Raw genomic sequence first — 12,162 nt, 5'->3', positions numbered from 1 at the left:
TTTAAAAGCTTTAAATAATATTGATGAATTGCCTGAAGTTTAGCATAACTTTGTTGTTTTACTACATTAACAAAAGCAAATATGTTTTCGTTTAAAATATCAAAATTTTCTTCTTCATTTATTGTCATCTCAACGATGCTTTTGGCGTCTTGTACAACCAATAAATATGCTGCTACAGAAAAAATTTACAAGCAGAAAGCTAAAGATTTTTCAGAAATAATTAATGCTACTCCACCTGTTGGTCAGCTATATGATTCTTTAAGTGCTACAAATCAGCAATGGGTTGGCTCGGTAAATTTCGGTATCAGGAAGCCAAATTTTGTGGTTATTCACCACACCGCACAAGATAGTTTGGCGCAAACCATTAAAACTTTTCATTCTACCAAAGCCGGAACAAGTGCGCATTATGTAATAAGTCGCGATGGGAAAGTGGTACACATGGTTAACGACTATTTACGGGCAAACCATGCAGGAATAAGCAAATGGGGTAAGGATACAGATTTGAATTCATCATCAATTGGTATTGAGTTAGATAACAATGGAGTGGGCGATATTTGGCAGGACGCCCAAATTAATAGCTTGATAAAACTTCTGGCCACTTTAAAGAAAACGTACAATATCCCTGCAGCAAACTTTATTGGTCATGCAGACATTGCACCTGGACGTAAAAACGATCCAAAGAATTTCCCATGGAAAAAATTAGCAGATAAAGGTTTTGGTTTTTGGTACGATCAGGTTCTAAAAAATCCGCCGGCTGATTTCGATACGGAAAAGGCATTAAGATATATTGGATATAATACCACAAACTTACCTGCTGCTATCGAAGCTTTTAAAATACATTTTATTCAGTCAGATATTAGCAAAAATCTAACACCTGTTGATGTTTTGGTGCTTTATAATCTTTATTTGAAGTATTAGAAGACTATTCTTCATTTTCTCTGACTAGACATCTTAATAATTCCCGCGTACGCGGGAATGATGAAGGTTCTTGGGATGTTAGTTATCAAACCTTCTTCCGTGATTTCAGTGTTTCAGTGGCAAAATCCATAAAAAAACACGGATAAATCTGTGTTCATCCGTGTCTATCTGTGGTTAAAAAATCCTTTAGTTTGGCTTCTTAAAGGTATCTTTCAACGTTACAGTCCTATTAAAAACCAGTTTTTCAGCTGTAGAATCTTTATCTAGACAGAAATATCCTTTTCTAATAAACTGATAGCGACTCTGCAAATCTGCATCAGCCAAAGATGGTTCAATATATACATTCGGAAGAACTGTTAAACTGTCTGGATTTAAATAATCTTTAAAATCGCCTTCTTCAGCATCTGGTGTTTCAGAACTGAATAACCTATCATATAAACGAATTTCAGCAGTTTTAGCATGTTGTACGCTAACCCAGTGTATGGTACCTTTAACATTAATACCACTTGTATCGTTTCCGCTTTTCGATTCTGGAATGTAAGTGCAATGAATTTCGGTTACGTTTCCGTTTTCATCTTTAACAAAATCTTCGCATTTAACAATGTATGCAAACTTTAATCGAACCATTGCACCAGGCGCTAAACGGAACCATTTTTTTGCAGGCACTTCCATAAAATCCTCACGCTCAATCCAAAGTTCTTTGCTGAAAGGGATCACACGCGTGCCACCGCCATCTTCTGCTTCCGGATTGTTTTCGCCCTTTAAATCTTCCGTCCCTTTATCGTAATTGGTAATGATTAATTTAATTGGATCTAAAACAGCCATCACGCGGTTAGCCGTTTTGTTTAAATCTTCTCGGATGCAAAATTCCAATAAACTTAATTCGATTAAGTTTTCGCGTTTTGCAATACCAATACGCTCGCAAAATTCACGAACACTTTTTGGTGTAAATCCTCTTCTACGTAAACCGGAGATTGTAGGCATACGTGGGTCGTCCCAGCCACTCACTAAATTTTCATTAACCAATTGTAGCAGCTTACGCTTACTCATTACAGTAGAAGTAAGGTTCAAGCGAGCAAACTCATATTGTTTTGAAGGAAAAATTTCTAATTTCTCGATAAACCAATCGTACAATTCGCGGTGCGAAACATATTCCAAGGTACAAATAGAATGCGTAATGTTTTCAATGCTATCGCTTTGTCCGTGTGCAAAATCGTACATTGGGTAAATGCACCATTTGTTTCCTGTACGATGATGCTCAGCATGTTTAATACGATATATAATTGGATCACGCATCAACATATTTGGGCTTGCCATATCGATTTTTGCTCGTAAAATATAAGCGCCATCAGCAAACTCACCATTTTTCATTCTGGTGAAAATATCAAGGTTTTCTTCGGCAGAGCGATTACGATATGGACTATCTTTTCCTGGTTCGGTTGGTGTACCTTTTAAAGCAGCAATTTCATCGGCAGAACTTTCATCAACATAAGCCAAGCCTTTTTCGATTAATTTTACCGCAAACGAATATAATTCATCAAAGTAATCTGATGCATATAATTCATTTTTCCAGTTAAAACCCAACCATTTAATATCCTCTTGCTGGCTGTTTACATATTCTGTTTTTTCCGTAACCGGATTGGTATCATCAAAACGCAGATTGGTATAACCGCCATATTTTTGTGTTAGTCCGAAGTTTAAGCAAATTGCTTTGGCGTGGCCAATGTGTAGGTAACCATTAGGTTCTGGCGGGAAACGCGTAACCAAAGTTTCATACTTGCCACTATTTAAGTCGTTCTCAACAATCTCTTCAATAAAGTTCAATGACTTTTCTTCACTCATAAAAACCTGTAAATTAGGAATGCAAATGTAAAAAGATTGAGCGTAATTATATAAGGAATAGTGAATAGAATAATTAGAGGTTGGAAATGGGGAATAGAGAATAAAGAAAAAAGCAAATTGCACAATTTCTATGACTTAGACCTTCAATCTATTTCCCATTTCCAATTCCTAAATCTATGTAACCTCTATTTTCAATTCTCTATTACCTTAAAAAGAAAATTCGATACATTTACATCAACTTAATATTCATTATGAGCAAAGTATTAAACAGGCCAATACGTGTTTTGGTGGCTAAAGTCGGGCTCGATGGGCACGATAGAGGCGCTAAGGTAATTGCTACATCGCTTCGCGATGCTGGTATGGAGGTAATTTACACCGGACTTCGGCAAACGCCTGAGATGGTGGTTAATACCGCTTTGCAGGAAGATGTTGATGCTATTGGCGTTTCGATTTTATCGGGCGCACATATGACCGTCTTTCCAAAAATCATCCAATTTATGAAAGAAAAACAGCTTGATGATGTGTTATTAACTGGTGGTGGTATTATTCCGGAGGCCGACAGAAAGAAGTTGGCAGATTTAGGTGTTGGAGAATTATTTCCGCCGGGAACAACCATGGCAAGCATTGTAGAATATATTCAAAATTGGGTTTCAGCAAACAGAAATTTTTAAAAGATGGCATATCAAATTTTAATATCAGAAGTAAGAGAGCATATTTTATACGTAACGATAAATCGTGAGAAAGCTTTAAATGCACTTAATAAAGATACGCTTGCCGAGCTGGCAGATGTTATTGATTTTGCTACCAAGAGTGATGAAGTTAGGGGTGTAATTATTACCGGTGCAGGCGAAAAAGCTTTTGTAGCTGGTGCTGATATTAAAGAGTTTTCTGATTACAACGGAAAGCAAGGTGAGGAATTGGCAAGGCAAGGCCAGGAAAAAGTTTTTAACGCAATAGAGAATTCGTCTAAACCATTTATTGCTGCAATTAATGGTTTTGCATTAGGTGGAGGATTGGAACTGGCTATGGCTTGCCACATCAGAATTGCATCCGATAATGCCAAATTAGGTTTGCCAGAGGTTACATTGGGTTTAATACCAGGTTACGGTGGTACACAAAGATTAGCGCAGCTGGTTGGCAAGGGAAAAGCTATCGAAATGATAATTACTGCCAATATGATTAAGGCTGAAGAAGCTGAACAAATTGGATTGGTAAATTATGTTGTGCCACAAGGTGATTTAATAAGTAAGGCCGAGGAAATTTTAGCTTTTGTTAAACTTAGGGCACCACTTGCAGTTGCTGGAGCAATAAAGGCTGTGGTGGCTTCACTTAACCATACAGGGTACGAAGTTGAAATCAAATCATTTGGTGAGTGCTTTGAAACAGAGGATTTTAAGGAAGGGGTAACAGCATTTATCGATAAGAGGGCGAGCAAATTTAAAGGAAAGTAGCGTTTGTATTATTAATTCTATCCAAATTGGTTAATAGTGTAGAAAAAATTTCCCGAATTCGTTTTTTTTATCCAATTATGCAGTACGATTCTCGCGTATGAAAAAGAAGATACTAATAATTGATGATGAGGTTAATATAGGCCTTTTACTCTCTAAATTCTTAACTAGAAATGGTTTCGATGTAGCAAATGCTATTACTGGGAATTCAGCGATGGATATTATGACTACAGAAACCTTTGATTTGGTATTATGCGATTATAGGTTAGATGACACCGACGGTAGAGAAATTCTTATTAAAATTAAAGAAAATTATCCTTCTACAGGTGTTATCATTATTACTGGTTATTCTGACATTAAATTAGCTGTAGAATTAATTAAATTAGGTGCTTACGATTACATTACGAAACCTTTATATCCTGATGAAATTTTAAATACCATCAATAAAGCTTTAGAAACACAGCGAGCCTTAAATGAGAATGTAGCCAATAGCAGTACTAAAAATAGTGGTAAAAATGCTGAGCAAGAATACTCAACCATAGCGATTATATTGATGGGATGAGCGATGTTTCTAAAACACTGCTAAAGCAAATCCATCTTATCGCCCCAACTTCATATAGCATAATTTTAACCGGTAAAAGTGGCACAGGAAAAGAATACGTTGCTAAAACAATCCATCTAAATAGTTTAAGAAAGGATAAACCGTTTGTTGCTATGGATTGTGGTTCTTTAACAAAAGAACTTGCCGGGAGTGAATTTTTTGGGCACGAAAAAGGCTCCTTTACCGGAGCTTTGTACACAAAAATTGGGCATTTTGAGCAAGCTAATGGTGGTACTTTATTCTTGGACGAAATCGGGAATTTATCATATGAAATTCAAGCAACGCTTTTAAGAACTGTACAAGAACGCAAAGTTAAACGCATTGGTAGTACAAAAGAAATTGATTTAGATGTGCGGATTATTGTTGCAACCAATGAAAATTTAGTAGAAAATATATCAAAAGGTACCTTTAGAGAGGATTTATATCATCGTTTTAATGAATTTTCAATTCATATCCCTTCACTAAAAAAACGAGGTAAAGATATTTTAGTTTTCGCTAATAATTTTCTAACCGTAGCCAATAATGAGTTAGGTAAAAACATTAAAGGTTTTTCTGATGGGGTTAAAGAATGCTTTTTAAATTACAACTGGCCAGGAAACGTTCGTGAGCTAAAAAATGTTATCAGGCGTGTTGCCTTATTAACAGAGGGTAATGAAATTCAGGTAGATGTTCTGCCTTTAGAATTATCAAATCATGTTAAAGATTATGATAGAGACGAAGTTTTAACTCAGGTAAAACTTAAACTTAGTGATAAGCCCAAGGATTTGAAAAATGCAGCTTTGGAAGCCGAGTACGATACCATTTTAAGGGTTTTGAAAGAAGTAAACTTTAACAAAACCAAGGCGGCAAAAATTTTAAATATCGATAGAAAAACGCTTTATAATAAAATCAAAGCAATTAAGATTGATGAACCAGATTAAATCCTAAATCTGCGAAAACAAATAAGATGGTTTTTGCATTTAGAAAGTACCAAGCAACTAGAATTCTATGTCAGTATTTTCTTATAAGCAACGCAACAATATAAACCTTGTAATTATAATAGCACTTGGTTTATTAATTGCATATTCTTTACAAGGGATTTTCAGTGCTATTTTAAGTACACTTGTACTGTACACCATAATGCGCCCGGGTTATATTTATTTTGCCGAAGTAAAAGGATGGAATAAAAGATTGGTAGCCATATTAATAATTGCCGTAAGTGTTGTACTAATTATCTTACCATTTTATGCATTAAGCAGTATGGTAATTAGTAAAATATCCGAATTAAAAAATAACGAAATCTTCTTTAGAAATTTACTGGTTAAAATTCAGCATTTAATTCCTTTTAAGGTAAACGAAAGTTTAATTCAAGATGGTATGAATAGGTTGGGCAACTGGGCTACGCAACTTTTTCCTTCATTAATTTCGAGTGCAATAAATATTATACTGAGTTTGCTGGTGATGTACTTTTTACTGTACTTTATGCTTATCGAAAGAGAAAAATTCGAGCTTTCTTTAATAAAATATGCCCCACTCCGCGAACAAAATGCTTTACGTTTTGGCGATGAAATGCGTAATACAACTTATGCAAATGTTATTGGGCAGGGCTTAATATGCTTAGTTCAGGGTTCTTTAGTAAGTTTATCATTTTTTGTTCTAGGATATAAGGATCCAGTTTTTTGGGGTGTTATTACTACATTTATATCCTTCGTTCCGGTTTTAGGACCACCTGTTGTGTTTGTGCCTGCCGCCATATTTCAAATTGCAAATGGTAATAATTTCGCAGGTTGGGCTATGCTAATCTTTGGATTTGTGGTTATCATTAATATAGATAATGTGCTTCGATTTATCATTGCAAAAAAAGTTGGAAATATACACCCCATAATAACAGTAATTGGCGTAATTATTGGTATTCCTTTATTTGGAATACTTGGGCTTGTATTTGGCCCGCTATTGCTATCTTATTTTATACTGCTCGTTAAAATTTATGAAACCAGCACGCTGGCATCAGAAAGATTAGAAAGAATTAAAACAAATAATGAGCAAAATGAGTTATAATTTATAGCTTAACAGTAAAATAATATAGATCAGTTATATTGTATTGTTAAACCCTTAAATAGATAATTATGAATGATAACTCAAAAGTTGTAGTTGCCCTTTTAGCAGGATTAGCTGCAGGAGCCGCCTTAGGAATTTTATTTGCACCAGAAAAAGGCGAAGAAACCCGTGATAAATTAAGCCAATCTTTAAAAGATTTAGGTGATTCTATACGCGATAAAGCTGCCGACGAAATTAATAACCTTTCTAGCTTAAAAGATAAAGTTGTAGACTCGATTAAAACTAAGTTGAGAACTGTTGAAGAAGAATATAGTGACGACGTAGAACACGCGTAATAAATTTTTAAAGCCGGATGTTAAAACATCCGGCTTCATTTACCCATCTAAACTATGCAAGAAAATAAAGAAAAAAGTATCGAAGATATTGTTGACGATGCCAAAGGCTATTTGGAGGCTAGAATAGAATATACCAGGCTTTATCTGGTAGAAAAAGTATCCAAAATTTTTGCCGATCTGGTTACAAATACCGCTGTTATTGTTTGCTTTATATTGGCATTTTTATTTGGCTCGGTTACGCTTGCACTATTTTTGTCTGATGTGCTTGGAAGCTTTACACGTGGCTTTGGCTGTGTATCGTTAATTTACATATTGTTAGCTGTAATTGTTTATGCAACTAAAGATAAGTATATAGAAAAGGCGATTATAAATGTAGCTATACGCAAGTATTTTGATAAGTTAGCAGATAAGGAGGACGAAGATGAGAAGCTATAAAAACATTCGCACTCTTGAAGATCTGCAGGCAAAAAAACTCGAACTTAAAGTAGATTTTACTTTAAAAGAGAATTTGCTAAAATCTGATGTAAAGGTTTATTTGAAGCAGTTTACTCTCGGTGCTTTAATAAAAAAATATGCTACGCCAAGCAATCTTTTTAAGGTTGATGATAAGCTAAACCTTAGCGGAACTGCAATGTCTTTGCTTTTGCCAATGTTTATGAACAAAACTCTTTTTAGAGGTGCAGGTTTCTTAACTAAGGCAGCTGTGGGTTTGGTTTCGGGCAAAGTTGGTAAATCGCTTGATGCAGAACATATCTCAGCAATTTTTAACTCTGTTAAGGGTTGGTTTGGTAAGAGGAAAGATAAAAAAGACAAAAAATTTATTGATTATGGCATTCCGCCAGATAGTGAAACTTATTAGTTCGATAGTTCATTAGTTATTGGTTAATTAGTTTACCAAAGCTGAATCTCTACATAATTTTTTTATATTATTATACAGAAAAGGCGCTTCAATTTTGAAGCGCCTTCCTTAGTTATATAGCGCAATGCTACTAATGACTATTGAACTATTTACAAATCTGTCTTGATTTTAAGTTCTTTTAATTGCTTTTCGTCAATCGTACTTGGGCTATCAATCATCACATCTCTACCCGAATTATTTTTAGGAAATGCAATAACATCACGAATTGTGTCTAAGCCTGCAAAAATTGAAGTTAGGCGATCGAAGCCGAACGCGATACCACCATGTGGAGGTGCACCAAATTCGAAAGCATCCATTAAGAAACCGAATTGCTTTTGAGCTTCGTCTGCACTAAAACCTAAATGCTTAAACATTAAGGCTTGTAATGCTCTATCATGAATACGGATAGAACCACCACCAACTTCTGTTCCGTTGATTACCATATCGTAGGCATTTGCCCTAACATTTTTAGGGTCGCTATCTAATAAAGCAATATCTTCTGGTTTTGGCGAAGTAAATGGATGGTGCATTGCGTGATAACGTTCAGTTTCTTCATCCCATTCTAAAAGCGGGAAATCCAATACCCAAAGTGCCGAAAATTTATTTTTATCGCGTAAGCCTAAACGGTTACCCATTTCTAAACGCAATTCATTTAATTGCTTACGCACTTTATCTGTTGAGCCAGCAAGAATTAAAATTAAATCACCTTTTTCTGTCGAAAAAGCCTCGCTCCACTGTTTTAAATCTTCTTCATTAAAGAACTTATCTACTGATGATTTAATCGAACCATCATCATTGTGGCGGGCATAAATTAAACCTGTAGCACCAATTTGCGGACGCTTAATAAAATCTGTTAACTCGTCTAATTGTTTACGTGTATAACTTGCAGCACCTTTTGCATTAATACCTACTACTAATTCTGCGTTATCAAAAACAGGGAAACCGTTGCCTTTTACCAAATCGTTTAGCTCTACAAATTGCATATCAAAACGAGTATCTGGCTTATCAGAGCCATATAAACGCATCGCATCTGCGTATTGCATACGTGGTACTTCAGGTAAATCGTAATTGCGAACTTCTTTAAATAAAGTGCGGATTAAACCTTCAAAAGTTTTTAATATATCTTCTTGTTCGATGAAAGACATCTCACAATCGATTTGTGTAAATTCTGGTTGGCGGTCGGCTCTTAAATCTTCATCTCTAAAACATTTTACAATTTGAAAATACCTGTCGAAGCCCGAAACCATAAGCAATTGCTTAAAGGTTTGAGGCGATTGAGGCAAAGCATAAAACTCACCCTCGTTCATACGGCTTGGCACAACGAAATCTCTTGCACCTTCTGGTGTAGATTTAATTAAAACCGGTGTTTCAACTTCTATAAAATCCAATGCGTCCAAATAGCGCCGAACCGATTGTGCCATTTTATGGCGTAGAATTAAATTATTACGAACAGGATTACGACGTAAATCTAAATAGCGATATTTCATACGCAACTCATCACCACCATCGGTTTCATCATCAATTAAGAATGGAGGTAATTTTGCAGCATTAAGTATTTCTAAAGCAGAAATTTTAATCTCCACATCACCAGTTGACATTTTTGGATTTTTGTTGCTACGTTCTACAACAGTTCCGGTTGCTTTAATTACAAACTCTCTGCCAAGCGTACGTGCGGTTTCGCAAAGCGTACGGTTATCATCCATATTAAAAACCAACTGTGTAATGCCATAACGATCGCGAATGTCTATAAAAGTCATGCCGCCTAAATCTCTTGATTTTTGTACCCATCCACATAGGGTTACACTTTCGCCTAAGTTATTAAGGTTTAATGCACCACAAGTTACTGTTCTTAACATATATTGTAATCTAAATTGAGCGGCAAAAATACCGATTTTGTTTTAAAGTTTTGAGGAAAATTATGTTGGTGTTTTATTTGCCACGGAAGCACAGAATACACGGAATTAATTGAAATTATGGAGTGCAGAATCTACATTAATAATTCTCTTCCAGAGTAATTTCAACAGATATGACTTTCCATTCGTTGCCAAATTTTTTCCATTGATAAATTTCTTCTGTTTGAGTAGTTTTCTTTTTAGAGAATATTAACAGATTGCTTTGATGTACAACCGATTTCCTGGCAATTTTTTCGATGAATTTTTCATCTTCTAATGATGATTTAATTCGATAGTGAGATGTGCTTACGGATTTTAGGTTTTTAAAATATCTTTTGGTTTCGTCAGTTAAATCGGCTTTGGTAATTATGGTTCCGTCTGCTTTTTTGTAAGCGATTTCTTCATCAAAATTAAAAAGATAAGCATTACTATCTTTCTGTTCCAATGCCTGGTCAATTTTCGTATGTATTGCGTCTATTTCCGAAATTATCAAATCTGTTTCCATAGCATGAAGTTAATTCTTTGTTTTAGTGATTTCAAATTTATGATGAATTGACATTTATATTTCCACAATGTGTTTAAATGTTAAAGATGATTTATTAATAGAACGGAGCATTTTTTTTATTGTTTAACCATCCCTTTCCCTTCCTAAATTAGGAGGGGAATTGGTAGTGCAGTATCTTTCCATAATGGTATTATTTACGTGCCTAATTAATTTTCAATTTGTTTTTACGATTGAGTGGAACTCCCCTCCCTTTTTCAAGGAAGATGGGGGTGGTTTTTTGGTTAAAGAACAGAACCAGCCAATTTAAACCCGGTTGAAGTGGAAATACTTTTTTTGAGGATTCCGAAAAAGATAGCTTCGTCGCTCCTCCTCGCAATGACTGAAACGGCGAGCATTGGCAGGAGTTTAAAAAAGATTGAAACGAAAAACGGGACTGGAATAACCCAAAAGCTACTGCAATTGCTTTTCTAAAAATTAAGAATATTGAATCATGATTTGCCTTTGGAAGTTTATTTAATTTTTTTTCTACCTTGATGCAACGTTTTAAAATCTCATATGTCTTATAATCAGAATCATCAAAATTTTGGAGACGGTATACATCGATAAAAATCTTGAATTAGTAAAAGAGTGCATGCAGGGCAGCCGGGCAGCGCAGTTTGAATTGTATAAACTGTATGCCAAAGCAATGTATAACGTAGCCTTGCGCATTCTAAATTACGAAGAAGAAGCTGAAGATGTTCTGCAGGAATCGTTTTTAGATGCCTTTACCCGAATTGTTGATTTTAGGCAAGAAACCACTTTTGGTTTGTGGTTGAAGCAAATTGTAATTAACAAATCCATTAATTATTTGCGTAAGCGTAAAATGGAATTTGTTAGTACCGATGAAATTAGCGAAGTACCTGATGAAGTAAGTTTTGATGAACACGAAACCTTATTACAGGCAGATGAAATTAGAAAAGCCATTACGCAATTGCCAGATGGTTACAGAGTGGTGTTGAGTTTGTATTTGCTGGAAGGTTACGACCATGAAGAAATATCGCATATTTTAAAAATTAGTGAAAATACAAGTCGTACGCAGTATATGAGGGCGAAAAAGAAATTGAAAAGTATTTTAGAAATGAAAGGGATGAGAGATGAATAATAGATTAGAAACATTTGTTAAGGATAACCGAAAATCGTTCGATGTGATGGAACCATCGGCGGCACTTTGGGCAAAGATTGAAAAACAACTGGATGAACAAAAGCCTGCAAAGCCTGTAAAATCGAAAAGGTTGTATTTGTGGATGAGCACAGCGGCAGCAATTGTAGTTGTTTTCGGTTTAGTTTGGTTGTATAAAGGTAAAACACAAAATCTTGATGTGGAAATTGCTGATGTAAATGCGGCAGCAGCTAAAAAAGAGATTCAGTTTACGAGTTTAATTACGGAGAAAAGAGACAGTTTGGCAATTTTTGCCTCAGCAAATCCGGATTTGTATAAAAAGTTTACAGCCGATTTAAAGAAACTTGATGAAGATTACGAACGTTTAAAAGCAGAATTGCCAACAACCCCAAATCAGCTTTTTGTAGTTAAGGCAATGGTCAAAAACCGTGAGCTTCAGCTAAACTTACTGAAACAACAGTTGTCGATTATAAATCAGGTTGACGATTATAAAAGGGTTAACCAAATTTAATTATCAAATAAAAAAC

The 12,162-nt window shown here is 35.2% G+C and carries 12 protein-coding genes and 1 pseudogene; 10 read left to right on the top strand and 3 right to left on the bottom strand.

The window, feature by feature from the left end; genetic code table 11:
• The first annotated feature begins 81 nt into the window (after positions 1-81).
• Positions 82-918, top strand: a complete 837-nt coding sequence (locus QWY86_RS14020; RefSeq protein WP_290242964.1) for an N-acetylmuramoyl-L-alanine amidase — start codon at positions 82-84, stop codon at positions 916-918.
• 186 nt (positions 919-1,104) lie between these two features.
• Here QWY86_RS14020 and QWY86_RS14015 read toward each other — a convergent pair whose 3' ends face one another.
• Positions 1,105-2,760 carry a glutamine--tRNA ligase/YqeY domain fusion protein gene (locus tag QWY86_RS14015; protein WP_290242963.1) on the bottom strand — a complete coding sequence of 552 codons (1,656 nt, stop codon included), beginning with the start codon at positions 2,758-2,760 and terminating at the stop codon, positions 1,105-1,107.
• A 251-nt stretch (positions 2,761-3,011) separates the two neighbouring features.
• On the opposite strand from QWY86_RS14015, the gene QWY86_RS14010 reads away from it, so the two are divergent.
• The 7 genes and pseudogenes from QWY86_RS14010 (at position 3,012) to QWY86_RS13980 (ending at position 8,040) form a co-directional block, all read left to right on the top strand.
• Positions 3,012-3,431: a cobalamin B12-binding domain-containing protein gene (locus QWY86_RS14010; RefSeq protein WP_290242962.1), complete on the top strand. Its 420-nt coding sequence runs from the start codon at positions 3,012-3,014 to the stop codon at positions 3,429-3,431.
• A 3-nt stretch (positions 3,432-3,434) separates the two neighbouring features.
• On the top strand, positions 3,435-4,211 hold the full coding sequence (locus tag QWY86_RS14005) for an enoyl-CoA hydratase/isomerase family protein (RefSeq protein ID WP_290242961.1): 777 nt from the start codon (positions 3,435-3,437) through the stop codon (positions 4,209-4,211).
• 97 nt (positions 4,212-4,308) lie between these two features.
• Positions 4,309-5,729 (top strand): annotated as a pseudogene (locus QWY86_RS14000) (sigma-54-dependent transcriptional regulator).
• Between the two features lie 67 nt (positions 5,730-5,796).
• The gene (locus QWY86_RS13995; protein ID WP_290242960.1) at positions 5,797-6,846 is read left to right on the top strand and encodes an AI-2E family transporter; all 1,050 of its coding nucleotides are present in this window, start codon (positions 5,797-5,799) and stop codon (positions 6,844-6,846) included.
• 68 nt (positions 6,847-6,914) lie between these two features.
• Entirely contained in the window at positions 6,915-7,181 is a 267-nt protein-coding gene (locus tag QWY86_RS13990; protein WP_290242959.1) for a YtxH domain-containing protein, read from the top strand.
• Between the two features lie 54 nt (positions 7,182-7,235).
• Positions 7,236-7,616, top strand: a complete 381-nt coding sequence (locus tag QWY86_RS13985) for a phage holin family protein (protein WP_290242958.1) — start codon at positions 7,236-7,238, stop codon at positions 7,614-7,616.
• Positions 7,603-8,040 (top strand): hypothetical protein, encoded by a 438-nt coding sequence (locus tag QWY86_RS13980; protein WP_290242957.1) that lies wholly within the window; start codon positions 7,603-7,605, stop codon positions 8,038-8,040. The genes QWY86_RS13985 and QWY86_RS13980 overlap by 14 nt, the downstream gene beginning before the upstream one ends.
• Before the next feature lie 149 nt (positions 8,041-8,189).
• Here QWY86_RS13980 and aspS read toward each other — a convergent pair whose 3' ends face one another.
• Complete coding sequence (gene aspS, locus QWY86_RS13975) at positions 8,190-9,935, bottom strand: aspartate--tRNA ligase (protein WP_290242956.1); 1,746 nt, start codon at positions 9,933-9,935, stop codon at positions 8,190-8,192.
• A 136-nt stretch (positions 9,936-10,071) separates the two neighbouring features.
• A complete protein-coding gene (locus tag QWY86_RS13970) occupies positions 10,072-10,476 on the bottom strand; it encodes a hypothetical protein (protein ID WP_290242955.1) in 405 nt (134 codons plus the stop codon).
• 631 nt (positions 10,477-11,107) lie between these two features.
• On the opposite strand from QWY86_RS13970, the gene QWY86_RS13965 reads away from it, so the two are divergent.
• Entirely contained in the window at positions 11,108-11,617 is a 510-nt protein-coding gene (locus QWY86_RS13965) for an RNA polymerase sigma factor (protein WP_410478163.1), read from the top strand.
• Positions 11,610-12,146: a hypothetical protein gene (locus QWY86_RS13960; protein WP_290242953.1), complete on the top strand. Its 537-nt coding sequence runs from the start codon at positions 11,610-11,612 to the stop codon at positions 12,144-12,146. Before QWY86_RS13965 ends, QWY86_RS13960 begins: the two co-directional genes overlap by 8 nt.
• Positions 12,147-12,162: the final 16 nt, after the last annotated feature.

The organism is Pedobacter aquatilis, from assembly GCF_030409415.1.
Lineage (GTDB): Bacteria > Bacteroidota > Bacteroidia > Sphingobacteriales > Sphingobacteriaceae > Pedobacter > Pedobacter aquatilis.
This window is presented reverse-complemented; position numbering and strand designations above follow the sequence as displayed.

What these genes read in the sequence shown, in the direction of transcription:
- QWY86_RS14020 (WP_290242964.1), top strand. Translation starts at nt 82, where the DNA reads ATGTTTTCGTTTAAAATATCAAAATTTTCTTCTTCATTTATTGTCATC.
- QWY86_RS14015 (WP_290242963.1), bottom strand. Translation starts at nt 2,760, where the DNA reads ATGAGTGAAGAAAAGTCATTGAACTTTATTGAAGAGATTGTTGAGAAC.
- QWY86_RS14010 (WP_290242962.1), top strand. Translation starts at nt 3,012, where the DNA reads ATGAGCAAAGTATTAAACAGGCCAATACGTGTTTTGGTGGCTAAAGTC.
- QWY86_RS14005 (WP_290242961.1), top strand. Translation starts at nt 3,435, where the DNA reads ATGGCATATCAAATTTTAATATCAGAAGTAAGAGAGCATATTTTATAC.
- QWY86_RS13995 (WP_290242960.1), top strand. Translation starts at nt 5,797, where the DNA reads ATGTCAGTATTTTCTTATAAGCAACGCAACAATATAAACCTTGTAATT.
- QWY86_RS13990 (WP_290242959.1), top strand. Translation starts at nt 6,915, where the DNA reads ATGAATGATAACTCAAAAGTTGTAGTTGCCCTTTTAGCAGGATTAGCT.
- QWY86_RS13985 (WP_290242958.1), top strand. Translation starts at nt 7,236, where the DNA reads ATGCAAGAAAATAAAGAAAAAAGTATCGAAGATATTGTTGACGATGCC.
- QWY86_RS13980 (WP_290242957.1), top strand. Translation starts at nt 7,603, where the DNA reads ATGAGAAGCTATAAAAACATTCGCACTCTTGAAGATCTGCAGGCAAAA.
- aspS (WP_290242956.1), bottom strand. Translation starts at nt 9,935, where the DNA reads ATGTTAAGAACAGTAACTTGTGGTGCATTAAACCTTAATAACTTAGGC.
- QWY86_RS13970 (WP_290242955.1), bottom strand. Translation starts at nt 10,476, where the DNA reads ATGGAAACAGATTTGATAATTTCGGAAATAGACGCAATACATACGAAA.
- QWY86_RS13965 (WP_410478163.1), top strand. Translation starts at nt 11,108, where the DNA reads ATGCAGGGCAGCCGGGCAGCGCAGTTTGAATTGTATAAACTGTATGCC.
- QWY86_RS13960 (WP_290242953.1), top strand. Translation starts at nt 11,610, where the DNA reads ATGAATAATAGATTAGAAACATTTGTTAAGGATAACCGAAAATCGTTC.